The following is a 25,993-nucleotide window of genomic DNA, read 5'->3' on the forward strand; positions in this document are numbered from 1 at the left end:
TCGCGCGCTGACCAGCGCTGTCGACGTCGGCCCCGGGCCGGCATGTGTCGGATGCCGGATGCCGGGGTACGCCGTCATTGAAGGAACACGGCAGCACGGCCGGTTCCCAACCGATGAGGAGACGCGCACATGAACCTGAAGCAGCTACTGGCCACTAGCGGAATCGCCGCTGGCGCAACGGTGGCGGCCATCGGCCTCAGTGCGGGCTTTGCACAGGCTGACCCGACCGTGGACGTCACAACGCCGCCGGTGCCCGACGCCCCCGACGTGGTGATTCCGGATGCGCCCGACGTCAACGTCGACATTCCGCCGGTGCCCGACGCCCCTGACGTGGTGATTCCGGATGCCCCGGACGTCAACGTCGACATTCCGCCGGTGCCGGATGCGCCCAACGTGGTGATCCCGACCGTGCCGAATGTGAACGTGGGCTAGATCACCCGGTCCCCGACCTCGATCGCCGTGCCGCTATCGCCAGCGGCACGGCGATCGTCTTTGCGGTAGCGGCGTTCACGCGCCGGGCGCACCCACAGTTCGCGCACTTCGGGGTTCGGACCCCGGGCGATGAGTTCGCGTTTGAGCACCTTGTTGGTCGCCGTCGTCGGCAGATCGTCGAGCACGCAGACCCGGCGCGGCCAGGCCTTCGGCGACAGATCGGTTTGGCCGGCCAGGAACTCGGCGAACTCGTCCGGCTCGAACGTCGTCCCGGTGTGCAACACGATCGCGGCCATCAACTGGTCGCCGACCACGTCGTCGGGCACCGCATAAACGGATACTTGGCTGATCGGCCGATAGCGCAACAGGATTCGCTCGATCGGCGCGGCCGCCATGTTCTCGCCATCCACCCGCAACCAGTCTGCGGTGCGCCCGGCCAGGTAGATCCAGCCGTCGGCGTCGCGATAGGCCAGGTCGCCGGACCAGTACATGTCGTGCCGCATCCGGTCCGAGGTGGCGTCATCGTCGTTGTAGTAGCCGCGGAACAACCCGGCTCCGGTGGTGTTGACCAATTCGCCAACGGCCTGATCGGCGTTGACGAGTCGGCCGGCCGAGTCGAATTCGGCGACCGCGCATTCGGTCACGGTGTCGGGATCGTAGATCGCCACAGCCGGAAAGCCCTTGCCCACCGACCCGGGCGGACAGCCGTCCTCGCGGGTGATGATGATCGCCCCCTCCGACGAGCCGAAACCGTCCCAGACCGTGCAGCCGAAGCGGCGGCCGAATTCGGCGATGTCACGGTCGCCGGCTTCGTTGCCGAACGCCACCCGCAACGGGTTGTCGGCGTCGTCGGGCCGTTCCGGGGTGGCCAACACATATGCCAGCGGTTTGCCGACATAGTTCAGATATGTTGCACCACAACGTCGTATGTCATCCAGGAAGCCTGAAGCCGAGAAGGTGGCAGGTGCCATGGCGGCACCGGCACCCACCGCGACGCTCCATCCGGCCAACAGCGCATTGGAGTGGAACAACGGCATCGACAGGTAGCACACATCGTCGGTGGTGATGCCGAACCGCTCGATCAGGGCCGAACCGGCGAACAGCACGGTCAGATGCGCGATCTGGACGGCCTTGGGTTCACCGCTGGTCCCGGAGGTGAACACCATCATGAACGTGTCGGTGGGCGCCACCTCCCGCGCGTCCTGCAACGCAGCGCCGCCGTCCAAGTTGTTGTCCAGCAGTCGTTTCCACTCGGGCGCCGAGACGTCGATGACCTGGACGCCGGGCAGCTCCAGCCCGTCGAGCAGCTCGGCGTGGGCGGCATCGGTGAGCAGGATCTGGCAATCGGCGCGCAGCACATCGGCGGCCAGGGCGGCCCCACGCCGGGTGTCGTTGACACCGCACAGCACGAAGCCACCCAGTCCGGCGGCAGCCATCGCGGTCAACATCTCGGGAGTGTTGCCCAGCAGCGTTCCGATGTGCAGCGGCCGCGCCGGATCGGCGAGGTCGAGCAGTGCCGCGGCCACCGCGGACGCCTCGGCCAAGTGCTCGCGCCAGGTCCAGCGCCGGTCCTGGTGGATGAGCGCCAGGTGCGGATCGTCGAGGCGTTCGCGAAGCAGCTGCTGGATGGTTTCGGCCAAGGGGGTGCACCGTTCTTCGTCAGGATCGAGGTGTGAACAAAATTGTAAGCCTGTCTACCATTGTGGTCGATGAGCTGTCCGCCGACCCTCGTGTCGGGGCGGGAGTGCGGTCCGGATCCGGCGATTCGGTCCGGGCCGAGCCGGGGATTTCGGCCGATTCTGCGAAGATGGCCGAAACACCGGCAACGGGGAGGAAAGCAACAAGCGTGACCGATGGGGAAAACCTGCAGCGCAATGTCGCCTTGCCGGTACGCGAGCGCCTGATCGACGCCGCCGAGCAATGTCTGCGGGCCAAGGGCATCCGCGCCACCACGGTCTCCGAGGTTGCCGAGGCGGCCGGCGTCTCGCGGGGTTGGCTGTACCGGCATTTCCCGGACAAGATGACGCTGATCGGCGCGGCCATCGTGCGGCTCAACGAGGCGTACTGGTCGGAAGCACACGCCATGCTCGCGCAGTACGACAGCCTGGCCGAGCGGATTGCCGCCGGTGTCCGACACGGCCGCACCGCCTATGACGACCCGGGCGCGGTACTGATGAAACTGCGCACCGAGGAACCGGCCGAGTTCGCGGCCTGCGCCGGCGCCGGGGTGGCCGGCCTGGTACCCGACCTGGCCGCGTTTTGGTCGCGCTACGTTGAAATCGCCCAGGAGTCCGGCGAGATCCACTCCGGCACCGACATTGCCGAGGCGTCGGAATGGGTTGCCCGCATTCTGCTTTCGCTTGCGACGCTGCCCGGAGACGTGCTCGACACCGCGGATTTCGACGCCATACTGGCGCATCTGAACCGCTACGTCATGCCGGGCCTGCAGGCCGCACCACGCTGAATCTCGGTCCGGCACAAGCAGCTTTGCCGTCCGCAAATGCAACAGGCCCCCACCGCAGTGGGGGCCTGTGACACGGCAGGGTCAGTCGAAGTCGTCCGATCCGCCCGGAGCGGTCTTGGAGACCTGGACCAGGAACTCGTAGTTGGTCTTGGTCTTGCGCAGCTGGCTCATCAGCAGATCGATGGCCTGATGGCTGTCCAGGCCGCTGAGCACCCGACGCAACTTGTGCACGATCGCGAACTCGTCGGGGCCGAGCAGCAACTCGTCCTTGCGGGTGCCGGACGGGTTGACGTCGACAGCCGGGAACACCCGCCGCTCGGCGATCTTGCGGTCCAGCTTGAGTTCGGCGTTACCGGTGCCCTTGAACTCCTCGAAGATCACGGTGTCACCGGTCGAGCCGGTTTCCACCATGGCGGTGGCGACGATGGTCAGCGAGCCGCCCTCTTCGATGTTGCGGGCGGCGCCCAGGAAACGCTTGGGCGGATAGAGCGCGGTGGAGTCCACACCACCGGACAGGATCCGGCCCGAGGCCGGCGAGGCGTTGTTGTAGGCGCGGCCCAGCCGGGTGATCGAGTCGAGCAGCACCACGACGTCCTTGCCCTGTTCGACCAGGCGCTTGGCCCGCTCGATGGCCAGTTCGGCGGCCTGGGTGTGATCGGACGGCGGACGGTCGAAGGTCGAGGCGATGACCTCACCCTTGACCGAGCGCTGCATGTCGGTGACCTCTTCCGGGCGCTCGTCGACGAGCACCACCATGAGGTGGCATTCCGGGTTGTTGCGGGTGATCGCGTTGGCGATGTCCTGCATGATCGTGGTCTTACCGGCCTTGGGCGGTGACACGATCAGGGCGCGCTGGCCCTTACCGATGGGCATGATCAGGTCGATCACCCGGGTGGTCAGCTTCTCCGGGCTGGTCTCCAGGCGCAGCCGCTGGTTCGGGTAGAGCGGGGTCAGCTTGGTGAAGTCCGGCCGGTTCTTGGCGTTCTCGACGGGCCCACCGTTGACGGTGTCGAGGCGCACCAGCGGGTTGAACTTCTGCCGCTGGTTGGTCTGCTCGCCTTCCTTGGGCACCCGCACCGCACCGGTGACGGCGTCGCCGCGGCGCAGACCGTTCTTGCGCACCATGTTCATCGACACGTAGACGTCGTTGGGGCCGGCCAGGTAACCCGAGGTGCGGACGAACGCGTAGTTGTCCAGCACGTCGAGGATGCCGGCCACCGGCTGTACGACGTCGTCTTCGCGCAGTTCGGTGTCGCCACCACCGCCGCCGTCGCCGCCGCGTTCCCGCCGACGACGGTCCCGGAAGCGCCGGCCGCGCCGACCCTGCCGGCCGTCGCCGTCGTCGTCGGAGTTGTTCTGGTTCTGGTTGCTCTGGTTCTGGTTGCCCTGACCGCGGTCCTTGTTGGACTCGTCGCGGTCCTTCTTGGCGTCTTCGCGCTTGGCATCGTCGTTGGCGGAGCCGTCCTTGCCCCCGCCGTCCTTGCCGCCGTTGCGCTTGGACTCGCCGGCCTTGGACTCGTCGTTCTTGGATTCGCCACCCTTGGCCTCGCCGTCGCCGGCGTCAGCCTTCGACTCGCGATCCTTGCCCTCGTTGGCGGACGCCGAAGCATCACCGGCCGGAGCACCGGCCTGGCGGGACGCGGTGCGCCGCTCGCGTCGGGGCGCCTCCTGACCGCCGGTTTCGGCGTCGCCGGCAGCGTCCGCGTCGGCGGCCTTGGCGGCCGGGGCAGGCGTATCGGTGCGATCGTTGGCCGTGTCCACGGCTTTAGTCTCGGTGTCCGACCCACTCTGGCGGGCGCGAATCGCGGCGATCAGGTCGCCTTTGCGCATACCGGAGGTGCCCTTGACGCCTACCTGGCTGGCCAGCGCCCGCAATTCGGGAAGCACCATCGAGGCCAGATTGCCGGCTTTGGCGTCGGCGGCCGGGCGGGTGACATTCGAGGTCACCGAGTCAGACAGCGTCGCAGAGGGCGCGCTCTCGCCGGCCGTGATGAGGTCCGTATCAGTCACGGATTTCCTTTCTTCCCCCGCCCTGTGTGCGTGCGAGGGGTCGGTGTGTCCAGTTACCTCTGGACACCAAGTCCCACCGTCGTCTCAGCAACGGTGATCGCCGGGATTCGCGGCTGGGTGCAGAACCGTCGATAGCACGAACAAGATACGAAGAGTAAGTGGTCGTCCTAATGTCGGCGCAGAAGAGCCTGCGATTGCCGGGACGGGACCGAGGATATCTCGCATCGGTTTGGGAAGCAAGAAAGCCCGGTACGGCGTGGTGCCGGTTGTCAAACTCCGGCGGTCACGCCCGCGGTCCAGCGCACCGACCTACCCACTGGTAGCCGGCGAACACTGAAACCGTGCTCGGCGCCCAGTGCGGTGACGTTTTCCGGCAGTTCCGGTTCGGTACTCAATGCCAGTACCGAGGGTCCGGCCCCGGAAAGCACCGCTGCAATGCCACAACAGCGCAGCAAGCGCAGGTATTCCGCCGAAGCCGGCATGGCCGGAGCCCGCTGGGGCTGGTGCAGCACGTCTTCGGTGGCCACCATCAGCAGGTCCGGCCGCTCCGACAGCGCAACCACCAGCAGCGCTGCGCGACTCAGGTTGAACCGGGCATCGCGATGACTGACCTGTTCGGGCAACAGCACCCGAGTCTCGGCGGTGGAGGACTGCACCTGCGGGATGGCCGCGAAGACGTGGATGTCCGGATGCACCCGAATCGGTGCGGCGGCATAGCGGGTCCCGGTGTCGTCGCCCTCGGTCCACGACACCACCGCGCCACCGAGTACCGAAGCGGCAGCGTTGTCCGGGTGCCCTTCGAACTCCGAGGCCAACTGAACCAGCTGGGCTTGTGACAGTGGCTCCGAATCTACTTGCACCGCAAGCCCATTGGCGGCAGCCAGGCCGCCGACCACGGCCGCTGCCGAGGAACCCAGACCACGCGAATGCGGGATGGCGTTGCGGCAGCGCACGGTCAGCCCGGCCGCCGAGAGCCCGAGGGCGGCCAATCCGGCCTCGACGGCCCGCACCACGAGGTGATCCGGCCCGACCGAAACCTCACCGGCGCCCTCCCCGACCACATCCACACTCAGGCCGGAATCGGTTGTCTGCACGTCGATCTCGTCGTAGAGGCCGACGGCAATACCGAGGCTGTCGAAGCCGGGGCCCAGGTTTGCGCTGGAGGCGGCAACCGAAGAACCAGCCGACAGTCCGGCAGGCAGCAGTCGGGTCATCCTCAACCCAGTCCGAGCTCGGCGACCACGGCCGCCGGGTCGACGGGAACCGCGGCCACCGACGGCATGTTCTTCAACGCGGTGTCCGGATCCTTGAGACCGTTGCCGGTCACGGTGCACACCACAGTGGAACCCTTGGCCACCCAACCATCTTCGACCGACTTGAGCAGACCCGCGATGCTGGCCGCCGATGCCGGTTCGACGAAGACACCCTCGGATTGGGCCACCAGGTGGTAGGCGGCCAGGATCTCCTCGTCGGTGGCGGCCAGGAACCGTCCGCCGGACTGCTGCTGGGCTTCCACCGCCGACGACCACGACGCCGGCGATCCGATCCGGATTGCGGTGGCGATGGTTTCGGGGTCCTTCACCGGAGCGCCGTGCACCAGCGGCGCCGCACCGGCGGCCTGGGTGCCCAACATCCGGGGCAGTTGCTCGCAGACCCCGTCGCGGTGGTACTCCGAGTAACCGCGCCAGTAGGCGGTGATGTTCCCTGCGTTGCCGACCGGCAACGAGTGCACATCCGGAGCCCGGCCCAGCACGTCGACGATCTCGAACGCTGCGGTCTTCTGGCCCTCGATCCGCACCGGGTTCACGCTGTTGACCAGCGAGATGGTCGGGTAGTCGGCGGTCAGCTTGCGGGCCAGCTCAAGACAATCATCGAAGTTGCCGTCGATCTGGATGATCTTGGCGCCGTGCATGACGGCCTGGGCCAACTTGCCCATCGCGATCTTGCCCTGCGGAATCAGCACCGCGCAGGTGATCCCGGCTCGGGCGGCATACGCCGCAGCCGACGCCGAGGTGTTGCCGGTGGACGCGCACAGTACGGCCTGCTGCCCGCGCGCCACCGCGTCGGTGACCGCCATCGTCATCCCGCGGTCCTTGAACGAACCGGTCGGGTTGAGTCCTTCGACCTTCAGATGGACAGTGCCACCGGTCTTTTCGGACAGTCGCTTGGCGTGCACCAGCGGCGTGCCGCCTTCCAGCAAGGTCACCGCGGTCCAGTCGGCGGCAGCCGGCAGCCGGTGCCGGTAGGCCTCGATCAAACCCGGCCAGACCCGGTGCACCGGGTTTTGTGAGGAGGTCATTCCCCCGCTCCTTCCATCCGCAGCACGCTGGTCACCTCGGACACCACGTCCAAATCGGCCAGCGCACTGATGGTTTCGCTCAACGCGGCATCGGTGGCCAGGTGCGTGAGCACCGCGATACGGGCACCGATCCGCTCACCTTCGTCGCTGACCACGCCTTCCTGGCGTACCTCGGCGATACTGACATCGTGCTGGGCGAACTCGGCGGCCACCGCCGAGAGCACGCCGGGCCGATCGTCGACGTGGAGGCTGACGTAGTAGCGGGTCGGGATCACACCGATCGGCGCGATGGGCAGCTTGGCGTACTTCGACTCGCGCGGTCCGCGGCCGCCCTGGACCCGGTTGCGGGCGGCCATCACCAGGTCACCGAGCACCGCGGAGGCCGTCGGAGCGCCACCGGCGCCCTGGCCGTAGAACATCAGCCGGCCGGCCGCTTCGGATTCCACCACCACGGCGTTGAAGGCCCCGCCCACCGAGGCCAGCGGATGCTCCAACGGCACCAACGCCGGGTAGACCCGGGCCGAGATGCGCTGCTTGCCCTTTGCGGTGCTCAGTCGTTCGCAGATGGCCAACAGTTTGATGGTGCAGCCCAGCGCCTTGGCCGACTCGAAGTCCTCGGCGGTGACCTTGGTGATGCCCTCGCGGTAGACGTCCGTGTCACTGACCCGGGTGTGGAAGGCGATCGAGGCCAGGATCGCGGCCTTGGCCGCGGCGTCGTAGCCCTCGACGTCGGCGGTCGGGTCCGCCTCGGCGTAACCCAGCGCGCTGGCGTCGGCCAACGCGCTCTCGTAGTCCGCGCCGGTGTCGTGCATGGCCGACAGGATGTAGTTGGTGGTGCCGTTGACGATGCCGGCCACCCGCAGCACGGTGTCCCCGGCCAGCGACTGGGTCAGCGGCCGGATCACCGGAATCGCGCCGGCCACGGCCGCCTCGAAATACAAGTCCACCCGCGCCTTTTCGGCGGCCTCGGCGAGCTTCCCGGCGGATTCGGCCAGCAGCGCCTTGTTCGCGGTGACGACCGACTTACCGCCCTCCAGGGCGGCCAGGATGGCCTTGCGCGCGGGCTCGATCGGGCCCATCAATTCGACCACGATGTCGACGTCGTCGCGGGCGACCAGCGCTTCCACGTCATCGGTGAGCAGTTCGACCGGGACGCCGCGATCCGCACCGACCCGACGCACCCCGACACCGCGTAGCACCAGCGGCGCACCGATGCGCGCCTCCAGATCCTCGGCGCTCTGCTCGAGAATCCGGACCACCTCGCTGCCGACGTTCCCCAGCCCCAATACGGCTACGCCGATTGCCTTGTCGTCATCAGCCACGGGTGCTACCTCACTTCCAAACTCAGTAGATCGTCGACGGTCTCGCGGCGCAGGATCAGCCGGGCTTGCCCGTCGCGCACGGCCACCACGGCAGGACGACACAGCAGGTTGTAACGGCTCGACATGGAATAGCAGTAGGCGCCGGTGGCGGCGACGGCCAACAGATCACCGGGCTCGAGGTCGTCCGGAACCCAGGTGTCCCGAACCACGATATCGCCGCTCTCACAATGCTTACCGACGATGCGCGCCAGCTTCGGCTCGGCCGCGCTGGTGCGCGACACCAGGCGAGCGTCGTACTCCGCGGCGTACAGCGAGGTCCGGATGTTGTCGCTCATGCCGCCGTCGACGCTGACGTAACGGCGCTGCGCCGACGCGCTGATCGCGACGTCCTTGACGGTGCCCACTTCGTAGAGCGTGATGGTTCCGGGTCCGGCGATGGCCCGGCCCGGTTCGACCACCAGCCGCGGCGTCGGCAGGCCGACGGCGGCCGCTTCGGCCTCGATGATGGCCTGCAGTTTGCCGGCGAGTTCGGCCATCGGCGGCGGGTCATGGTGCGGCAAATAGGAAATACCCAGTCCGCCACCCAGATCGACGGTGGAGATCTGTGCGGTCTTGGGCACGCCGAACTCGGCAACCACGTCACGCAGCAGACCGACCACCCGATGCGCGGCAATCTCGAAGCCGGCCACGTCGAAGATCTGCGAACCGATGTGACTGTGCAGGCCGACCAGCCGCAGGTTGTCGGTTTCGAAGACGCGGCGCACCCCGGCCATCGCGGCGCCACTGGCCAGCGACAGGCCGAACTTCTGATCCTCGTGCGCGGTGGAGATGAATTCGTGGGTGTGCGCCTCCACCCCCACGGTGACCCGCAGGAAGACGTCCTGAACCACACCGGCGGCACCGGCGATGGCGTCCAGCCGTTCGATCTCGACCATCGAGTCCAGCACCACGTGACCCACGCCGGCCTGCACGGCGGTGGTCAGCTCGGCGACCGACTTGTTGTTGCCGTGCAAGGCAATTCGTTCCGGCGGGAACCCAGCGTGCAGCGCCACCGCCAGCTCGCCGCCGGTGGCGACGTCCAACGCCAAACCTTCTTCGTCGACCCAGCGGGCAATCTCGGTGCACAGGAACGCCTTCGACGCGTAGTGCACGTTGTGCCCACCGCCGAAGGCGTCGGCGATCTCGCGGCAGCGGGAGCGGAAGTCGACCTCGTCGATGACGAACAGCGGCGTACCGAACTCGCGGGCCAATTCACCGACCGAGACCCCGGCAATGCTCACTTCCCCGCCTGGGCCGCGAATCAGGTTGCGCGGCCACACGTTCGGGGCCAGCAGCATCACGTCATCGGCCGAAGCGGGCCGCTCGGGCGCTTCGGTGTGGTGGATCTCTTCGGCGTGCCGGGGTCCGGCCGGGTGCGCGTTCACATCCGCTCCGGTGCGGTGACACCCAGGATCTGCAGACCGTTGGCGATGACCTGCCGGGTGGCCTGGCACAGCGCGGCGCGGGCTGCATGCAGATCGCCGGCGGGTTCGTCACCCTGAGGCAGCACCCTGCAGGCGTCGTAGAACCGGTGATAATCGCCGGCCAGATCCTCCAGGTAGCGGCATACCCGATGCGGTTCGCGCAACGTGGCTGCGGTCTCGAGCACTCGCGGATACTCGCCCAGGGTGCGGATCAACGCACCTTCCTTGTCGTGGGTGAGCAGACCGAGGTGACCGGTGTCCGGGACCAAGCCGAGTTCGGCGGCGTTGCGGGCCAGCGCCGAGAGCCGGGCGTGCGCGTATTGCACGTAGTAGACCGGGTTTTCGTTGGAGGCACTCGACCACAGTTCGAGATCGATGTCGATCGGGGTGTCCACCGACGAGCGGGTCAGCGCGTAGCGGGCGGCGTCCACGCCGATGGCCTCGACCAGGTCGTCGAGCGTGATCACGGTGCCGGCCCGCTTGCTCATCCGGACCGGTTTGCCGTCGCGCACCAGGTTGACCATCTGACCGATCAGCACCTCGACGGTGGCCGGGTCCTCACCCAGCGAGGCCGCGACCGCCTTGAGCCGGGCGATGTAGCCGTGGTGGTCGGCGCCGAGCATGTAGATGCACAGGTCGAAACCGCGCTCGCGCTTGTCGACGTAATAGGCGATGTCACCGGCGATGTAGGCCGGGTCCCCGTCGCTCTTGATCACCACCCGGTCCTTGTCGTCACCGTGTTCGGTGGTGCGCAGCCAGGTGGCGCCGTCCTTCTCGTAGATCGCGCCCTGTTCGCGTAGCCGGCCGATGGCCTGCTCCACCCGGCCCGAGGTGTGCATTGAGTCCTCGTGGGTGAAGACGTCGAAATCGGTGCGGAACTCATGCAGCGAGGCCTTGATGTGGCCGAACATCATGTCCACGCCGAGCTCGCGGAACTTCTCCTGCTGCTCGGCGGCCGGCAGCTCGGCGATGCCGGGTACCTGCGCGACCACCTTGGCAGCGATGTCGTCGATGTAGGCGCCGGCGTACCCGTCCTCCGGCGGCGGCTCACCGTGCGCGGCTGCCATCAGGGACCGCGCGAAGCGGTCGATCTGGGTGCCGTGGTCGTTGAAGTAGTACTCGCGCACCACCTCGGCGCCCTGGGTGCTGAGCAACCGGCCCAGCGCGTCGCCGACCGCGGCCCAGCGGGTGCCGCCGATGTGGATCGGACCGGTGGGGTTGGCCGAGACGAACTCCAGGTTGATCCGGGTGTCGGCGAGTTCGGTCGAGCTGCCGTAGCCGGCGCCGGCGCCGATGATGTTCTCGACGATGGCGCCCTGCGCGTCGGCGTCCAGGCGCAGGTTGACGAAACCCGGACCGGCGATCTCGGCCGCGGCGATGCCGTCGGCCGTGGCCAGCGCCTCGGCCAGCCAGCCGGCCAGCTCACGCGGGTTGGCGCCCACCTTCTTGCCCAGCTGCAACGCCAAGTTGGTGGCGTAGTCGCCGTGCTCGGGGTTGCGCGGACGCTCGACGGTCACGGTTTCGGGCAACGCGGCGGAATCGAGGTCGTGGGCGGCCAACACCGCGGCAGCGGTGGTCTTGAGCAGGTCGGCCAGATCGGCGGGGGTCACGGGGGTTCATCCTATGTTCTGGGGTGCTCGGGCCCCGAATCAGTTTGGCGATGTCAGAACTGCGGCTCTGATGCGCTACTCTGTGCAAGCCCACATGGCGCACATGCGCCCCCGTAGCTCAGGGGATAGAGCGTCTGCCTCCGGAGCAGAAGGCCGCAGGTTCGAATCCTGCCGGGGGCACTCTTTACGCAGGTCATAGCCGTATTCGCGGTAGTCCGCACGTTCGTTGTAGCCCGCGCCGGAGCCTGGATCAAGGTGTCTCGGAGACCAGATGCGGCGGGCGCCCGGGTTCTCGCCGCCACCGCTCACCGCGCTGATCGGTGAACTCGATGACCACCGGCCCGACGCTCAGGCCTGATTCGGTTCGCTCGTGATCGCCGGGCGGCACCAGATCAATCCGATGTTCGCTGTCGTTGCTGCAGATCACCAGCACGTCATGGATGGGGTGGCCGGAATCGTTGCGGATCTGGATTGCACCGGCGTTGGCCCAGGCCGAGATCCGATCGGCATGCACCCGGCGGCGCTCCCACCATTCACGGTGCTCGCGCTTCTGGCGCTCCACCCGCTCCCGCCGGATCTGCCAGAACGCCACCACGAACGCCCCGATGGTGCCGAGCGAACCCACCCAGGTCGCCCAGTCCCCCAGCTCGATCTCCAGCATTGTCACCACCCCGACGATTCAGCCCCGATGACTCATCCAGCGGTGACCCTAGACGGTAGTGCGGGCTGGGACTCCCGCCCGGACCTGACACAGCGTCGGATGGCAGCCGAGAAAGTTCCCGAGAATTCGAGTTTGCGCAGGCCAGCACCGGTATGCGACGGTCAGCGGCGATGTCCCTCACCGAGTCCGAACACGTCGCGCGCCCTGCCCCCAGGGCGCCGCGCCATCGCGCCTTCTTCCTGCGTCTGCACTTCTACGCCGGACTGCTGGTGGGCCCCTTCCTACTGATCGCTGCGGTGACCGGTGGGCTGTACGCCGTGGCGCCGACGCTGGAGCAGTGGGTATACCGGGATCAGCTGCAGGTCCCGGCCACCGACGTCGCGCTGCCGCTGTCCGATCAGGTGCGCTCGGCCCAGGCGGTTCGGCCCGATCTCACCGTCACCGCGGTGCGCCCCGCCGCCGCACCGGGCGAGACCACCCGGGTCATGTTCTCGGACCCCACGCTGGGTCCATCCGAGCGGCACGCCGTGTTCATCGACCCGGCCACCGCAGGTTCCCTGGGCGAACTCACCGTGTACGGCAACGCCGGCGCACTGCCGGTACGCACCTGGATCGATCAGCTGCACCGCGGTCTGCACCTCGGCGATGCCGGTCGTGTCTACAGCGAGTTGGCCGCGTCCTGGCTATGGCTGGTGGCACTCGGTGGCCTGGTGCTGTGGGTTGGCCGGTACCGCCGGATGAAGACGAACGGGTCCGGTCGGGCCCGCCTGTTCCGCCTCGACCCGCGCGCACGCGGGCGGGGCCGCACCCTGAGTTGGCATGGCGTGACCGGCATTTGGATCGCAGTCGGCCTGGTGTTCCTCTCGGCAACCGGCCTCACCTGGTCGAAATACGCCGGCGAGAACGTCGACGAGTTGCGGGCCGCGCTGTCCTGGGCCACGCCCGCCGTCTCCAAGACGCTGCCCGGTGCCCCCGGCCCAACCGACCAGACGCCGGCTTCGGTGCACGCACACCACGAATCGGCACCCTCGACAGCGCCGGCGACGGCCCCGCGGGTCAACGAGCTCGATCGTGTCCTGACGGCCGCGCACGCCGCCGGGGTCGACGGCCGCGTCGAGATCGCCATTCCCGCCGATCCCGACACCGCGTTCGTGGTGACGCAGACCCGACAGCCGTGGGTGATGTCGAACAACTCGGTCGCGGTCGACGGCGCCACCGGCGTGGTGACCGACGCATCGTGGTTCCCGGACTGGCCGCTGGCCGCCAAGCTGACCGCGTGGGGCATTCAGCTGCACATGGGGCTGCTGTTCGGCCTGGTCAACCAGTTGGCGTTGCTCACCCTCGCGGTGGCGCTGAGCACCGTGATCGTGCGGGGCTATCTGATGTGGTGGCGCCGCCGACCAACCGAACCACGAGGGGGCCGCCCACCAGGGCGCGGTGCGCTCACCGAGCTGCCGACCGGCAGTGCGGCCGCCGTCGTCGTCGCGGCCGCGGCGATCGGCTGGTTCATTCCGCTGCTCGGCATCAGCCTGGCTGCGTTCGTGGTGCTCGACGTGGTCGCCGGCTGCTGGCAGACCCGCACCTCGACGGTCGACGACGACGTCAGCTCAACTGCCGGCTGGCCCTGAGGGCTGCCCCGCGATCCCGGCGATGATCCGGTCGCACACCACGCCCATGTCGGCTCGCGCGGCCTCCGGGTCGGGCGCGCGCGACACGTACAGCGCGGCCTCGTCGAGCGCGCCGAGCAGTACGTGCGCGGTGGCCCGCAGCGGCTGATCAGGTATCTCCCCCGCGCTGATCGCCTGCGCCAGCATGGTTTCGATGACGCCCAGTCCGTACTTGGCGCCCACCGCGCGCCACCGATCCCAGCCCAGCACCGCGGGCGCGTCCACCAGGACGATGCGCTGCACATCAGGCGCCGAACAGCGCTCCAGGAACGCCCGGGCGCCGTACCGCATGCTCTCCAGCGCCCCGTCGGGTTGCGCATCGGCGATCATCGCGGCGACATCGGCCACCAGTTCGGCCTCCACCAGCTCGTAGAGCGCCGCGAACAACTCGGCCTTGTCGGTGAACTGGTGGTAGAGCGCACCCCGGGTCACGCCGGCCGCCGACACGATGGCCTGCGTTGATACCGCACTGAAGCCGTTGGCTGCGAACAGTTTTCGGGCTGCACCGAGCAGCTGCGCCCGGGTGGCGGCGGTGCGTTCCTGCTGCGTTCGGCGCGTGCGAGCAGCACCGTCGCGGCCACCGGATCCGGCGCGGCGAACTGCGGCAGGTTCGGCCGCGTGCGGCGGGCCAGGCTGCTCACGGCGGGCCGGCAGATTTGACCCCTTGACTTCCATACTGTCTGTACGTAACTTTCATACTAGCTGTCCGTAAGTGCGTCCATCGCAGAGGATACCGAAATGCCACAGGTCAGACTGCCCGACGCGACACTCGACTACGTCGAACTCGGTCCGACGAGTTCCGCGTACCCGCCGGTGGTGTTCATCCACGGCATGATCGTCGACGAACGACTGTGGACCAAGGTCGCGGAATCGTTGGCGGCCCTCGGTTACCGGTGCGTGCTGCCGCGGTTGCCGCTGGGTTCGCACACCACACCGGTGAACAACCGCGCGGTGTTGACCCCGCAGGGCCTCGCCGGCCTGATCGGCGAGTTCCTGACCGAACTGGATCTCGCCGACGTCACCCTGGTGGGCAACGACACCGGCGGCGGACTGTGCCAGTTCCTGATCGACGCCGATCCCAGCCGGATCGGTCGGGTGGTGCTGACCAACTGCGACGCCTTCGACCAGTTTCCGCCGTTCCCGTTCAACGCGGTCTTCGCGATCCTGCGCGGTCCGCTCACGATCAAGACGTTGCTCACCCTGATGCGCGCCAAACCGCTGCGACACTGCCCCGCGGGTTACGGGATGCTGGCCCACCGTCCCGATCCCGAACTGACCGCATCGTGGTTGACACCGGCGCGCACCAACGCCCGGATCGCCGGCGATCTGGCGGCCATGTGCCGGGGCGTCGGCGGCACCGACCTGACCGACACCGCGCCGCGGTTGCACCGGTTCGGCAAGCCGGTCCACCTGGTGTGGGGTGACCAGGACCGGTTCTTCACCCCGCAACTGGGTCGGCGACTGGCCGCACTGTTCCCGGCCGGCTCGTTCACAGCGGTGCCCGGCGCGAGAACATTTGTGCCACTGGATGATCCTCGTGCCGTCGTCGACGCCGTCGTGAGGGTCAGTTCAGCCGACGATCAGGCCGGCACGATCCGCTCGGAGTCAGACACCTAGCCGAGCAGCGCTTCACCCGTCGTCGTCACCGCCAATCTGCGGCCACCTCGGCCGCGCGCCGCAGTTGGTCGAGATCGGTACTGGTCGGGATCAGATGCACCTCGTCGGTGCCGATTGCCGCGAACCGCTGCAGCACCGCAGCGAGCGCATCCTCGTCGCCGGCGAAGCCCGTCGTGGGCGCCATCGCGTCCACATATCGCGCCGGGATCCAGGTCAGGTAACGCCGCAAATGCTCGTGTATCTGCCGGCGGGCGTCCTCCGGCGGTCCCAACGCGAACCAGAACGACGTGGCCAGGTGCGGTGCGCTGCGTCCGGCGCGATCCCAGGCGGTGCGCGCCACGTCGAACAGATCTCCTTGCTGGTCGACGTCGAGATCCAATGTGGTGCCCGCCAATCCGTCGGCCCATACCGCCGAGCTGCGGATGGTTTTGGGCCCCATGGTCCCCACCAGCAACCGCGGTCCACCGGCCTGCACCGGGGCCGGACCGATCGATCGCGTCGTGTCGACCGGCTCTCCCGCCCAGACCCGGCGGATGACGCCAACCCGCTCGGCCATCTCCCGCATGGTCTGCGTGGCCGGGTCCGCACCGACCGCCCGATAGTCCTCATGCCTGCCCCCGACGCCGAAGCCGACCGTGAGCCGACCGTTCGACAGCAGATCACCGGTGGCCAGCGCCTTCGCACACAGCACCGGGTCGTGCAATTGCGGCACCACGACGGTGGTGACCAGCTGGACCCGTTCGGTCCAGGCCGCAAGGGCACCCAGCAGCGTCAAGCAGTCCGGGTTGTCGAAGGCAATCCGCTCACCCCAGCACAGCGCCGAAAAGGGGCCGTCATCAATGGTTTTGGCCCACGTTCGCAAGATCGACGCGTCCAGGTCGGGCTCCATCACCGGCATCGTCATACCCAGCTGCACACCGTCGATTCTGGCATCCGCACGGCCCGGCTCCGAGATCAGCGCGAGCGGCGCGTCAAACGGCGCCCGAACTGCGATTTCAGGCCTGGGCAGCAGAGCCGGCGAGGTCTAGACTCGGAACGGCAGTACGTCACAGGGGCACATGATGAAAGAAATCATTGCTGCAGCCCTGGCCACGGGCGCTCTCAGTGCAGGTCTTGTCCTGGCGCCCACAGCCACCGCCGCACCAGATTGCGAAAAGGTCGTTGACGCGATCAACTCCGAAGAAGGTTATGCGCCGACCACCACCGAGAAGTGGACCTGCGCAGCCGCCATCCAGGCCGACAAATGGGTGAACTTCCCGAGCCGGACTGCTGAGAAGTGGACCGGCTTCCCACAACGCACCGCGGAGAAGTGGACCGGTTTCCCACAGCGCACCGGGGAGAAGTGGGCGCAGTTCCCGGGGAAGACCGCCGACAAATGGGTGAACTTCCCGCAGCGCACAGTTGAGAAGTGGACCGGCTTCCCGGGCAAACTGGCCAAGAAATGGACCGGCATGGGCTTGGAATGAGGACGTTCTAAAGGTAGCCTCACCATCCTTTGCAGCAAACCCTGCGCGCGGCGTAAAATTGCAGTAAGACCAGCCCAGGGTGGAAGTTGAGGGGAAATGAGCAAAGTTATCGCGGCAGCTGTTGCGGCTGCAATCGCCTGCGCCGGAATCGCATTCCCGGCATCGGCGATCGCGGCGCCGAATTGCTCCGAAGTGGTCGCGGCCATCAACTCCGAGGACGGTTACGCCCCGACCACGACCGAGAAATGGACCTGCGCAGCAGAAATCCAGAAGGACAAGTGGGAGACCCTCCCGGCCGACACCGTCAACAAGTGGACGAACTTCCCGGAGCAGACGGCCACCAAGTGGGGTGAGGCCCCAGGCAAGGTGGCCGACAAGTGGACCGGCTTCCCGGACAAGGTCGTCGGCAAGTGGACTGGCGCCGAGGACGAGGGATAGCACCCAGCGGATCAACAGCACAGCGCCCGCGGAACCTCACGGTTTCGCGGGCGCTGTCTTGCTACCGGGCACTCAGCCCAGGCCGGACCACTTCTTGAGCACCTTGCCTGGGAAGCCGCCCCACTTCTCGGCGGTCTTACTCGGGAAGCTGGTCCACTTCTCCGCGGTCTTACTGGGGAACTGAGTCCACTTGTCGACCGTCTCCTGCGCGAAGCTGGTCTCTTCGTCAGCGGCGGCCTTGCTCTGCGCGGTCACCTGCTCGACGATTTCCTTGGCAACGCCGTCGAGCACGCGTTCGCACGGCGAGCAGCCAATGGTGCTCACCGGGTCAGCCGAGGCCGGTGCAGCCAATCCAATAGCGCTACCGATGGTGCCCGCTGCAATGGCCGCCGCGATCAGCTTGGCCTTGATCATGAAGTGTCCCCTGACTTTGACGGCCGCCAAATGGCCGGTTCGCGAATTAGGCTAACCCCACCGAGAGCTCTTTGCCGAGGTTCCTCGACGCGCCTCACAAATGTTTGCTGGTGTGGCCAGCTCCGGAACCTCGTCGAACCCCGGACCGCAGAGTTACCGGGCGGCGAAGTGGATCTGAACGGCAGATGACGCAGCTAATCGGCGCTTCGTCGTCGCGCGACAAAGACTCATGACGAGCACAATATAACCGCAGTTCATCTGCGGTTATAGCGTCTGCGTCGTCTCATCCGGTGGCCGGTGAAGCAAATACCGCTCAGTACTCACCAATCCGGGCGCCCGCAAGCCCCACGCATGGCCGACTGGAGACGCAACAGACATCCAGTCATTTCAGTGACGTTCATCACGATTGCTGTGGATGCGCCAATTCGCCTCGGGACAGTTGCAGTCCGGACTGTTTTCCGGCGCTCGGAAAAGGTCTTGCAAGTCGTCCCATATCCACAACACGCCGGACCGACCGGACCGGCGCATCACATCCGGACAGCGTTCGTGGCGCTCAGCAAAAAGTCTTAGCGAAGCATTATCGATCGCTACCGGTGGCCTTATTCGCCGCCCGTAACTTCAAAGGCACGTTGCGCCGACATGGGTCGGCGCGGAACCAGGTAAGGGGTGGTCGAAGATGTTGCTCGACGTTCGCTGGTTGAAGTTCCGCTTCGCGCATCGCCGTTCGCACGGCCGCTGAGCCAGCACACGCAGCACGCCCCGACGGGGTTTTTCACCCCGTCCAGTTTTCTTCTTACTTCCCGGTTCTCATTCCTCAACTTTCGTCGCACTTCCTCCGCAGTGTTTCTTCTCCTGCACTTTCGCCCCGACGGGCAAGCCGTGCTCGACGCCCTGCCCAACGGCAGCGAAGGCACCGCCGGCACCGCAGCCCAATGATCCGTCCCACTACGACAGGATGATCCCGCGCGCCGCGCAGGCCCACGCCGGCTTCGTCAACGCGTGATCTGCGAGTCCGGCAGGCGCACCCATGCCGCGGTGTCCGCCGGCAGGTTCTCGTCCAGGCCGGGCACCGAACCCAGCAGCACGACGGCCCCGTCGGGCAGGGCAACAGCGTGATCACCGGTGTTCACCCAACACTGGATGTCGCCGCGGGCGAAAGCGAGCACCGAATCCGAGCTGTGCAACCACTGCAGCGGACCGGCGTCCACCCACAACCGGCGACGCAGCCGCAGCGCAGCGCGGTACAGCTGCCAGGTCGAGGCCGGGTCGCGCTGTTGGGCGGCCACCGACATGGCCCCCCAATGCGACGGTTGCGGCAACCAGCTGTCCGCAGCATCCGGTGGCGAAAAGCCGTATGACGGGCGGGATTCGGTCCACGGCAGCGGCACCCGGCAGCCGTCACGGCCGATCTCGGTGAACCCGGACTGCCGCCAAGCCGGATCTTGGCGCACGTCATCGGGTAAATCCTCGACCTCCTCGAGGCCGAGTTCCTCGCCCTGATACAGATACGCCGTACCCGGCAGCGCCAATTGCAGCAGCGCGGCAGCCCGGGCCCGACGGCGGCCGAGTTCGTGGTCGGCCGGCTCATCGGCCCAACGCTTGCGGTCCCACTCCGAGGACACCAATCCAGTTGGCTGCGAACGTGAATAGCGGGTCACCGCGCGCGGAACGTCATGGTTGGACAGCACCCAGGTGGGTGGAGCACCCACCGTGGCCGCGCTGCTGATCGCGTCATCGATCACGCTGCGCAGCAGCGCCGCGTGCCACGGGGCGCGCAGGAAGTCGAACTGGAACGCGGTGTGCAGCTCGTCGGGACGCAGGTAGGCGGCCAGTCGATCGGTGGGCACCCACGCCTCGGCGATGAAGATGCGTTGTGGCGCATATCGGTTGGCAACCGCGCGCCAGCCGCGGTAGATCTCGTGCACGCCGTCCTGGTCGAAGGCCGGGTGGGTGTCGGAGCCGCGGACCAGGTTCGGCAGGCCCGCCTGCTTCACCAGACCGTGCGCCACGTCGATGCGGAACCCGTCCACGCCCTTGTCGAACCAGAACGCCAGGACGTCCTCGAACTCGGCGCGCACCTGCGGGTGGTCCCAGTTCAGGTCCGGTTGGGCGGGTGCGAACAGGTGCAGATACCAGGAGCCGTCGGGCACCTGCGTCCAGGCCGGGCCACCAAAGATGCTGCGCCAGTTGTTCGGTGGCTTCCCCTTGCGCCCGGGTGCGAACACGTAGCGCTCGCGGGCGCCGGACTCGTCGCGCAGTGCGGCCTGGAACCAGCGGTGCTGGTCTGAGGTGTGGTTGGGCACGATGTCCAACAACACCGCGAGTCCCAACGCGTGCGCATCAGCGATGAACGCTTCGGCATCCTGCAGGGTGCCGAAAATCGGTTCGATGTCTCGATAGTCGGCGACGTCGTAGCCACCGTCGGCCATCGGCGACGGATACCACGGGTTGATCCACAGCGCGTCCACACCCAACTCGGCAAGGTATGGCAGCCGTGAGCGCAACCCCGCGATGTCACCGGCGCCGTCACCGTCGTCGTCGGCGAAACTACGGATGTAGACCTGGTAGACGACCGCGGACTCCCACCACTGCACCAGCTCACCCCGCCACCCGACGCAGCGCGTCGGGTGTCAGGTCGGCGCGTGTGCGGTACCCATCGACCGCCATGATCAAGTCCGCTTCAGCGAGCACGGAACGCAGCACGTGCACGATGCCGTCGACGCCGCCGAGCGCCAAACCGTAGATGTAGGGCCGGCCGATCCCGACTGCACTCGCACCCAGCGCGAGCGCCTTGATGACGTCGGCGCCCGAACGCACCCCGGAGTCGAACAACACCGGCACCTCACCGGCCGCGGCAACCACCTCGGGCAGACAATCGAGTGCCGGCAACCCGCCGTTGGCCTGGCGGCCACCGTGGTTGCTGCAGTAGATGCCGTCGACGCCGTAATCGATTGCGCGCCGGGCATCCTCGGGATGACAGATGCCTTTGAGGATCAGCGGCAGATCCGTCAACGAGCGCAACCAGGTGAGGTCGTCCCAGGTCAGCGAATGTCCGAAGATGCCCGCGAAGTAGGTCACCGCCTCGCGTGGATCAGCGCCCGCGGCCAGACCGGCCTTGTCCCGGAAAATCGCGTCGCTGGTGTAATTGGCCAAGCACTTGCCGCGCAACTGCGGGAAGTTCGACATCGCCAAATCCCGCGGACGCCAACCCGGGATCCAGGTATCCAGCGTGACGATGATCCCGGCGTACCCGGCTGCTTCTGCGCGATGCACCAGCGACTCGGCCAGCTCACGGTCGTTCGGACAGTACAGCTGGAAGAAGCCCGGTGTCTCACCGAATTCGGCGGCGATGTCTTCAAGTGGATCTTCCACCAGGGTCGACGCGCACATCGGGATACCGGTGCGGGCGGCCGCCCGCGCACCGGCGAGGTCCCCGTGCCCGTCCTGGCTGCACAACGCGAGCACTCCAACCGGAGCCATGAAGATCGGTGCGGGCCAACGCTTTCCCCACAGTTCGACGGTGAGGTCACGTTCGGTCGCGCCGACCAGCATGCGCGGCATCAACCCCCAACGTCGGAACGCTGCGACGTTGCCGTCCTGGGTGGCCTCGTCCCCGGCCCCGCCCGCCACATAGGACCACAGCGACGGCGACAACGCCTGTTCGGCACGTCGCGCGAGTTCGGCGTAGCTCATCGGCAGATTGGGCAGCACACCGGTGAGCCCTTGAAAGTAGATCTCGTACTGGTAGGCACCGTATGGAACCGTCATCGTCGTCGTCCCTTTCGTATTGCGCTGGTATCCAGGATGACTTGCCGGTCGCTTGGGTGGACCGGATCAGCCCGGCGCGCCGGTCGGATCGGGTTCGGGCGCGGGCTCGGCCTTGGGTCGCTGCTTGGGGTCGCTCTTGTAGGCCCGGACCGGGTCGGCGCTGGGCGGTAGCTGCAACAGGCTGCCGCTCATGCTGCCACCCGCGGTCCGGATCGCCACCAGAACCCAGGTCCCGAGCAGGCCGACGTAGGCGACCACGGCGGCGACTTCGAAGGCCGGCAGCCCGGTGTGCAACGCCAACTGGGCGGTTCCGGTGACGAAGGTGCCGACCGGGAAGGTCAGACTCCACCAGGTCAGCGCGAAGGGCATACCGTTGCGCAGGGTGCGGATGGTCAACGACATGGCCAAGCCGATCCACAACACCGCGAAGCCCCACACCGGAACCCCGAACAGCACCGCAAAAGCGTTCATCGCGGTCGCGATCGGCTCATCGACGGCCAGCGACGCGTACGTCCCCAGCAGCCCGGCCACAGTGATCGACTGACCCAACGGCCCCAGCACGATCCACAACGTCGGCACCCGCGCGGTGCCCGACGTGCCGTAGAGCGCCAGCCGCGACCAGATCATCGTGATGATGATCAGCGAGGCCACCAGCGACAACCCGAACATCGCGTAGCAGCCGTACAGCATCGTGGTGCGCCCGGTGCCGGGTGCCATGTGCGTCAACAGCATGGCTCCGCCGGCCGCCGACACCATGGGCGGAACCACCGGCATCAACCAACCGCCGAACGCGGCGTCCGGTTCCACCCGGTATTGGGTGAACATCAGGTACGGAATGCTGACCGCGGTGAACAGGCCGCTGCAGGTGCCCACCCACCACAGCACCCAGGCCAGATTGACCGCGGCGGTTTCACCGATCAGGTCGATGCCGACCAGCAACGCGCCCGAACCCACCGCGGTGAACGCCATCGGTGCAGCGCCGTAGAAGTGCGCCATCTGGCTGTTGCGGGCGTGGCCGCGCACCACTGTCGGGTGGCGCAACCAATGTCCGCCGACGACGACGCTCAACACCGCCAGCAGAACGGCCGCGATGACCCATACCACCTCGGTGAAGCCACGCAGTCCCGGTAGCTGCAGTGGCAACGTCGCTCCGGCGATCGCGACGATCCCGGTGCCCATCACCGAAGCGAACCAGTTTGGGCCGATGTTGCCGAGCACCTCCACCCGCCGACGCAGGGCGGGAGTATCAGAGGGCGAGCCGGAAACCATCACCAGGACGCTACTAGCACCGGGTGACTGGGGGTTATCCCCCGGTTAGTTGTCCGGAAAACGCCGTGTCGCTGCGCGCCGATGATCCCTAGGTTGAAGACATGGCAGTTGCAACCGACGCTCTTCTGACCCGCTCGCCGGCCGGCTCCGTCCAGTCACACCGCGGCGTGGTCGCCACCGCGTCGATGCTCGCCAACGGCGCAGTAGCCACGGTCTGGTTCTGGATTCCGTTGTCGATCATGATCATTGGTGTCTCGTCGTTACCGTCGGTGGTCGGCTCGGTGTTGGCTGCGGTGGTCTTCATCTCCCTGATCCGCGGGATCGATGTCTTCGAACGGGCACGCAGTGAGGCAGTCTTCGGTCTCGGGATCACCGCGCCGGTGCGGAACCGAACGCGTCATACCGGCTTTCAGGGTTGGCTGCACCAGCTGTGGCTCGATGTCAGCAGCGTCTGGTTCTGGAAGGCCCTCGGCCACCACTACCTGCGCATGTTCTACGACTTGGTGGTCACCCTGACCGTGTTGGCGCTGTTGGCTGTCGCATTTCTCGGACCGGCTGCGGCGATCGCGGTTCGTCGCAGTGACGCCGAGGCCGGGTTGACCTTCCTGCCGCCGTGGCTGGCCTGGCTGCTGGCCATCAGCGCCCTGATCGCCGCCATCGCCCTGCTGATCTTCGCGCCGGCACTGGATGCCCGGATCGACAGGTGGCTGCTGGCACCGTCGCGCACGGACACGTTGGAGCGCCAGGTGGGCACGCTGGCCGAAGCTCGCCAGGGTGCGGTGTCCTCCGCACAGACCGAACGCCAACGCATCGAACGCGACCTGCACGACAGCGTGCAGCCCCGGCTGGTCTCCCTGGCCATGACTATCGGGTTGGCGCAGACCAAACTCGAGTCCGATCCGCCGGCTGCTCGAACCCTCATCGCCGAGGCGCACGACGAGGCCAAGCAGGCGTTGGCCGAACTGCGCAACGTGGTGCGCGGAATCGCGCCCACCATCCTGGCCGATCGCGGTTTGGACGCCGCGCTGTCCGCCGTCGTGCAACGCAGCGACACATCGGGCGTGCCGACCGATCTCGACATTCAACTGACCCGCCGGCTGCCCGAGGAGATCGAAGCCGTCGCCTACTTCGTCGTCGCCGAGGCGCTGACCAACGTCGCCCGGCACGCCGAAGCGGCCCGGGCCGTCGTCACGGTGCGCAACGACGACGCCAGCAACCAACTGCACGTATCGGTGTTCGACGACGGCCGCGGTGGCGCGCAGATCTGCGAGGGCACCGACAACACCGGGCTGCGCGGGCTGGCCGACCGGGTGCGCGCGGCCGGCGGAACCTTCACGGTGTCGAGCCCAGTCACCGGCCCCACCATCGTGAGTGCGGTGCTGCCATGCGGATCGTGATCGCCGAGGACTCTGCGCTGCTGCGCGCCGGGCTGGAACGGATCTTGGCCGATGCCGAGCACGAAGTGCTCGCCGGCGTGCAGGACGCCACCGGACTGTTGCGGGTGGTCAACGACATGCGACCAGACTTGGTGATCGTCGACGTCCGGATGCCGCCGACGTTCACCGACGAGGGCATCCGCGCGGCAGCCGTGCTGCGCAGCCAGAACCCGGAGTCGCCGGTGCTGGTGCTGTCGCACTACGTCGAGGAGCGCTACGCCGCCGAACTGATCGCCACCGACAGTCGGGGTTTCGGCTATCTGCTCAAGGACCGGGTGGCCGACGTGCCGGCCTTCCTCGATGCGGTGGCGACCGTCGGGGCCGGCGGCACTGTGCTCGACCCTGAGGTGGTGGCACAGATGCTGGTTCGTTCGCAACGACGGAGTGCGCTGGCCGATCTGACACCGCGCGAACGCGATGTGCTGCAACTGATGGCCGAAGGGAAGACCAACTCGGCGATCGCGGCGCAACTGTCGATATCGACCGGGTCGGCCGAAAAGCACATCGCCTCCATCTTCACCAAGTTCGACCTTGCCCCCGACGAGAGCGAGAACCGCCGGGTGCTGGCAGTGCTGCGCTATTTGGACTCGTGAGGAGAAACTGACATGACCGCACCGATTCCAGACCAGGGCGCAGCCACGCCCGCCCCGGGTAGGTCGTTGCCATCTCCGGGTGGGCACACGCCGTCTCCGGTCGGGCGTACGCCATCTCCCACCGGACTTACGCCATCTCCGGCCGGAAGTACGGTGATTCGGGTCGCGGTGGTGGTGATCGCCGCATTGCTCGGCGTGCTGACACTGACTGGTCTGACGGCCCTGGCCATCGGGGTCGGCAACACCAGGATGGTGGCCGACTCCGTGGAGCTGCCGGGTTCGGTCCGAAAGCTCACGATCGACGTCGGCGACGTTCCGATGCGCATCCGGATCAGCACCGACTCTGCAGCGGCGAGCCCACGCGCCGAACTGCGCTTCGTCAGCATGGCTCCGAGTTCTCGACGCTCACTGGAGGTGACGTCGGACGCCGATGGCGCGCAGATCAACGTCGCCGGTGAACGTCCGAGGTGGATGCGCTGGGCTCGCGCGGGTGATTTGCACATCGTGTTGCCGCCGGGCCTGGGCGGAGACCTCTCCGTGCACAGCACTCAGCGATTCGGCGTGTTCGAACTCGACACCGATGTGCGGCATTTGGTGGCGCGCACCGACCACGGCGCGGTGCTGCTGCGCGGTTCGGCGGATACCGTGGAAGCCACCAACCGCCATGGCACCGTGCGCTCGCTCAACCCGGTGGCGGTCCGAGAATCGTTCACGGCGAGCACGGTTCACGGCGAGGTGGATGTCGAGTTCCGGGATTTCGCGCCGGAACGCGTGGACGTCAGCAGCGAAACTGGCAGCGTGACGGTTGGTTTGCCCGGGTCCGGGCCGTTCCTGGTGAACGCCAGCGCCGGTGGCGAGCATGGCAATTCACGGGTGCGGGTCCCCCAGACCACCGACCAGGCCGAGGCGGTTGCCACCATCACCGCGCGTTCGGGCAACGGTGCAGTGACGGTGAAATCCAACGACTGACGCGCCTGACCAGCGCCCCTCGTCACGTCTCGTGTTATCGGGTGGGGGTGATTTGCATGAGTTCGTTGAGGTGGTCGCGGTCGGGGTCGGTGGCT

General features: G+C 67.3%; 24 protein-coding genes and 1 tRNA gene. 11 read left to right on the forward strand and 14 right to left on the reverse strand.

Annotated elements, in window-relative coordinates:
• The first annotated feature begins 129 nt into the window (after window positions 1-129).
• Window positions 130-432 carry a hypothetical protein gene (locus AC5Y3P_RS20945; RefSeq protein ID WP_500047863.1) on the forward strand — a complete coding sequence of 101 codons (303 nt, stop codon included), beginning with the start codon at window positions 130-132 and terminating at the stop codon, window positions 430-432.
• Here the strand turns inward: AC5Y3P_RS20945 and fadD1 are convergent.
• The gene (gene fadD1, locus AC5Y3P_RS20950; protein WP_500047864.1) at window positions 429-2,072 is read right to left on the reverse strand and encodes a fatty-acid--CoA ligase FadD1; all 1,644 of its coding nucleotides are present in this window, start codon (window positions 2,070-2,072) and stop codon (window positions 429-431) included. The genes AC5Y3P_RS20945 and fadD1 overlap by 4 nt on opposite strands.
• Window positions 2,073-2,239: 167 nt before the next feature.
• On the opposite strand from fadD1, the gene AC5Y3P_RS20955 reads away from it, so the two are divergent.
• Window positions 2,240-2,896: a TetR/AcrR family transcriptional regulator gene (locus AC5Y3P_RS20955; protein ID WP_500047865.1), complete on the forward strand. Its 657-nt coding sequence runs from the start codon at window positions 2,240-2,242 to the stop codon at window positions 2,894-2,896.
• An 81-nt stretch (window positions 2,897-2,977) separates the two neighbouring features.
• Here AC5Y3P_RS20955 and rho read toward each other — a convergent pair whose 3' ends face one another.
• The 6 genes from rho to argS form a co-directional block, all read right to left on the reverse strand.
• Window positions 2,978-4,906: a transcription termination factor Rho gene (rho, locus tag AC5Y3P_RS20960; RefSeq protein ID WP_500047866.1), complete on the reverse strand. Its 1,929-nt coding sequence runs from the start codon at window positions 4,904-4,906 to the stop codon at window positions 2,978-2,980.
• Between the two features lie 269 nt (window positions 4,907-5,175).
• On the reverse strand, window positions 5,176-6,120 hold the full coding sequence (gene thrB, locus AC5Y3P_RS20965; protein WP_500047867.1) for a homoserine kinase: 945 nt from the start codon (window positions 6,118-6,120) through the stop codon (window positions 5,176-5,178).
• Window positions 6,121-6,122: 2 nt separating this feature from the next.
• A complete protein-coding gene (thrC, locus tag AC5Y3P_RS20970; RefSeq protein ID WP_500047868.1) occupies window positions 6,123-7,205 on the reverse strand; it encodes a threonine synthase in 1,083 nt (360 codons plus the stop codon).
• Window positions 7,202-8,527, reverse strand: a complete 1,326-nt coding sequence (locus AC5Y3P_RS20975) for a homoserine dehydrogenase (protein ID WP_500047869.1) — start codon at window positions 8,525-8,527, stop codon at window positions 7,202-7,204. Before AC5Y3P_RS20975 ends, thrC begins: the two co-directional genes overlap by 4 nt.
• Window positions 8,528-8,532: 5 nt before the next feature.
• On the reverse strand, window positions 8,533-9,864 hold the full coding sequence (gene lysA, locus AC5Y3P_RS20980; RefSeq protein WP_500047886.1) for a diaminopimelate decarboxylase: 1,332 nt from the start codon (window positions 9,862-9,864) through the stop codon (window positions 8,533-8,535).
• A gap of 83 nt (window positions 9,865-9,947) precedes the next feature.
• Window positions 9,948-11,600: an arginine--tRNA ligase gene (gene argS, locus AC5Y3P_RS20985; protein ID WP_500047870.1), complete on the reverse strand. Its 1,653-nt coding sequence runs from the start codon at window positions 11,598-11,600 to the stop codon at window positions 9,948-9,950.
• A 107-nt stretch (window positions 11,601-11,707) separates the two neighbouring features.
• Between argS and AC5Y3P_RS20990 the strand changes: the two genes are divergently transcribed.
• A tRNA-Arg gene (locus AC5Y3P_RS20990) sits at window positions 11,708-11,780 on the forward strand.
• A gap of 70 nt (window positions 11,781-11,850) precedes the next feature.
• On the opposite strand, the gene AC5Y3P_RS20995 is transcribed toward AC5Y3P_RS20990, so the two are convergent.
• Window positions 11,851-12,261 (reverse strand): hypothetical protein, encoded by a 411-nt coding sequence (locus AC5Y3P_RS20995; protein WP_500047871.1) that lies wholly within the window; start codon window positions 12,259-12,261, stop codon window positions 11,851-11,853.
• Window positions 12,262-12,431: 170 nt separating this feature from the next.
• On the opposite strand from AC5Y3P_RS20995, the gene AC5Y3P_RS21000 reads away from it, so the two are divergent.
• On the forward strand, window positions 12,432-13,889 hold the full coding sequence (locus AC5Y3P_RS21000; RefSeq protein ID WP_500047872.1) for a PepSY-associated TM helix domain-containing protein: 1,458 nt from the start codon (window positions 12,432-12,434) through the stop codon (window positions 13,887-13,889).
• Here the strand turns inward: AC5Y3P_RS21000 and AC5Y3P_RS21005 are convergent.
• Window positions 13,869-14,603, reverse strand: a complete 735-nt coding sequence (locus AC5Y3P_RS21005) for a TetR/AcrR family transcriptional regulator (RefSeq protein WP_500047873.1) — start codon at window positions 14,601-14,603, stop codon at window positions 13,869-13,871. The two genes, AC5Y3P_RS21000 and AC5Y3P_RS21005, sit on opposite strands and share 21 nt — an antisense overlap.
• Before the next feature lie 63 nt (window positions 14,604-14,666).
• Between AC5Y3P_RS21005 and AC5Y3P_RS21010 the strand changes: the two genes are divergently transcribed.
• Window positions 14,667-15,545, forward strand: coding sequence for an alpha/beta fold hydrolase (locus AC5Y3P_RS21010; RefSeq protein WP_500047874.1), 879 nt, complete (start codon window positions 14,667-14,669; stop codon window positions 15,543-15,545).
• Window positions 15,546-15,570: 25 nt separating this feature from the next.
• Here AC5Y3P_RS21010 and AC5Y3P_RS21015 read toward each other — a convergent pair whose 3' ends face one another.
• A complete protein-coding gene (locus tag AC5Y3P_RS21015) occupies window positions 15,571-16,449 on the reverse strand; it encodes an LLM class flavin-dependent oxidoreductase (RefSeq protein WP_500047887.1) in 879 nt (292 codons plus the stop codon).
• Window positions 16,450-16,606: 157 nt separating this feature from the next.
• Here AC5Y3P_RS21015 and AC5Y3P_RS21020 point away from each other — a divergent pair, with 157 nt between their 5' ends.
• Together AC5Y3P_RS21020 and AC5Y3P_RS21025 are read left to right on the forward strand one after the other, a co-directional pair.
• Window positions 16,607-17,011, forward strand: a complete 405-nt coding sequence (locus AC5Y3P_RS21020) for a hypothetical protein (RefSeq protein WP_500047875.1) — start codon at window positions 16,607-16,609, stop codon at window positions 17,009-17,011.
• A 96-nt stretch (window positions 17,012-17,107) separates the two neighbouring features.
• Window positions 17,108-17,449, forward strand: coding sequence for a hypothetical protein (locus AC5Y3P_RS21025; RefSeq protein WP_500047876.1), 342 nt, complete (start codon window positions 17,108-17,110; stop codon window positions 17,447-17,449).
• A 72-nt stretch (window positions 17,450-17,521) separates the two neighbouring features.
• Here AC5Y3P_RS21025 and AC5Y3P_RS21030 read toward each other — a convergent pair whose 3' ends face one another.
• The gene (locus tag AC5Y3P_RS21030) at window positions 17,522-17,863 is read right to left on the reverse strand and encodes a hypothetical protein (protein ID WP_500047877.1); all 342 of its coding nucleotides are present in this window, start codon (window positions 17,861-17,863) and stop codon (window positions 17,522-17,524) included.
• Window positions 17,864-18,529: 666 nt separating this feature from the next.
• On the opposite strand from AC5Y3P_RS21030, the gene AC5Y3P_RS21035 reads away from it, so the two are divergent.
• On the forward strand, window positions 18,530-18,799 hold the full coding sequence (locus tag AC5Y3P_RS21035) for a hypothetical protein (protein ID WP_500047878.1): 270 nt from the start codon (window positions 18,530-18,532) through the stop codon (window positions 18,797-18,799).
• A 56-nt stretch (window positions 18,800-18,855) separates the two neighbouring features.
• Here AC5Y3P_RS21035 and AC5Y3P_RS21040 read toward each other — a convergent pair whose 3' ends face one another.
• From AC5Y3P_RS21040 to AC5Y3P_RS21050, 3 genes are all read right to left on the reverse strand, one after another.
• Window positions 18,856-20,460 (reverse strand): alpha-amylase family glycosyl hydrolase, encoded by a 1,605-nt coding sequence (locus AC5Y3P_RS21040; RefSeq protein ID WP_500047888.1) that lies wholly within the window; start codon window positions 20,458-20,460, stop codon window positions 18,856-18,858.
• 1 nt (window position 20,461) lies between these two features.
• Window positions 20,462-21,631, reverse strand: a complete 1,170-nt coding sequence (locus AC5Y3P_RS21045) for an alpha-hydroxy-acid oxidizing protein (protein WP_500047879.1) — start codon at window positions 21,629-21,631, stop codon at window positions 20,462-20,464.
• A 66-nt stretch (window positions 21,632-21,697) separates the two neighbouring features.
• Window positions 21,698-22,900: a TDT family transporter gene (locus tag AC5Y3P_RS21050; protein ID WP_500047880.1), complete on the reverse strand. Its 1,203-nt coding sequence runs from the start codon at window positions 22,898-22,900 to the stop codon at window positions 21,698-21,700.
• 101 nt (window positions 22,901-23,001) lie between these two features.
• Here AC5Y3P_RS21050 and AC5Y3P_RS21055 point away from each other — a divergent pair, with 101 nt between their 5' ends.
• The 3 genes from AC5Y3P_RS21055 (at window position 23,002) to AC5Y3P_RS21065 (ending at window position 25,898) form a co-directional block, all read left to right on the forward strand.
• Window positions 23,002-24,297, forward strand: a complete 1,296-nt coding sequence (locus AC5Y3P_RS21055) for a sensor histidine kinase (protein WP_500047881.1) — start codon at window positions 23,002-23,004, stop codon at window positions 24,295-24,297.
• Window positions 24,285-24,929: a response regulator gene (locus AC5Y3P_RS21060; protein WP_500047882.1), complete on the forward strand. Its 645-nt coding sequence runs from the start codon at window positions 24,285-24,287 to the stop codon at window positions 24,927-24,929. The genes AC5Y3P_RS21055 and AC5Y3P_RS21060 overlap by 13 nt, the downstream gene beginning before the upstream one ends.
• Window positions 24,930-25,082: 153 nt before the next feature.
• Window positions 25,083-25,898 carry a DUF4097 family beta strand repeat-containing protein gene (locus tag AC5Y3P_RS21065; protein ID WP_500047883.1) on the forward strand — a complete coding sequence of 272 codons (816 nt, stop codon included), beginning with the start codon at window positions 25,083-25,085 and terminating at the stop codon, window positions 25,896-25,898.
• Window positions 25,899-25,993 lie beyond the last annotated feature (95 nt).

The organism is Mycobacterium sp. NGS45 (assembly GCF_059812645.1).

Bases quoted from the DNA above. Each gene is read 5' to 3' on its own strand.
- AC5Y3P_RS21050 (WP_500047880.1), bottom strand. From the start codon at position 22,900: ATGGTTTCCGGCTCGCCCTCTGATACTCCCGCCCTGCGTCGGCGGGTG.
- AC5Y3P_RS21015 (WP_500047887.1), bottom strand. From the start codon at position 16,449: ATGACGATGCCGGTGATGGAGCCCGACCTGGACGCGTCGATCTTGCGA.
- lysA (WP_500047886.1), bottom strand. From the start codon at position 9,864: ATGCTGCTGGCCCCGAACGTGTGGCCGCGCAACCTGATTCGCGGCCCA.
- AC5Y3P_RS21060 (WP_500047882.1), top strand. From the start codon at position 24,285: ATGCGGATCGTGATCGCCGAGGACTCTGCGCTGCTGCGCGCCGGGCTG.
- thrC (WP_500047868.1), bottom strand. From the start codon at position 7,205: ATGACCTCCTCACAAAACCCGGTGCACCGGGTCTGGCCGGGTTTGATC.
- AC5Y3P_RS21020 (WP_500047875.1), top strand. From the start codon at position 16,607: ATGAAAGAAATCATTGCTGCAGCCCTGGCCACGGGCGCTCTCAGTGCA.
- AC5Y3P_RS21010 (WP_500047874.1), top strand. From the start codon at position 14,667: ATGCCACAGGTCAGACTGCCCGACGCGACACTCGACTACGTCGAACTC.
- AC5Y3P_RS21055 (WP_500047881.1), top strand. From the start codon at position 23,002: ATGGCAGTTGCAACCGACGCTCTTCTGACCCGCTCGCCGGCCGGCTCC.
- AC5Y3P_RS21000 (WP_500047872.1), top strand. From the start codon at position 12,432: ATGTCCCTCACCGAGTCCGAACACGTCGCGCGCCCTGCCCCCAGGGCG.
- AC5Y3P_RS21030 (WP_500047877.1), bottom strand. From the start codon at position 17,863: ATGATCAAGGCCAAGCTGATCGCGGCGGCCATTGCAGCGGGCACCATC.
- AC5Y3P_RS20945 (WP_500047863.1), top strand. From the start codon at position 130: ATGAACCTGAAGCAGCTACTGGCCACTAGCGGAATCGCCGCTGGCGCA.
- AC5Y3P_RS20995 (WP_500047871.1), bottom strand. From the start codon at position 12,261: ATGCTGGAGATCGAGCTGGGGGACTGGGCGACCTGGGTGGGTTCGCTC.
- AC5Y3P_RS20955 (WP_500047865.1), top strand. From the start codon at position 2,240: ATGGCCGAAACACCGGCAACGGGGAGGAAAGCAACAAGCGTGACCGAT.
- thrB (WP_500047867.1), bottom strand. From the start codon at position 6,120: ATGACCCGACTGCTGCCTGCCGGACTGTCGGCTGGTTCTTCGGTTGCC.
- AC5Y3P_RS21005 (WP_500047873.1), bottom strand. From the start codon at position 14,603: ATGGAAGTCAAGGGGTCAAATCTGCCGGCCCGCCGTGAGCAGCCTGGC.
- AC5Y3P_RS21025 (WP_500047876.1), top strand. From the start codon at position 17,108: ATGAGCAAAGTTATCGCGGCAGCTGTTGCGGCTGCAATCGCCTGCGCC.
- AC5Y3P_RS21045 (WP_500047879.1), bottom strand. From the start codon at position 21,631: ATGACGGTTCCATACGGTGCCTACCAGTACGAGATCTACTTTCAAGGG.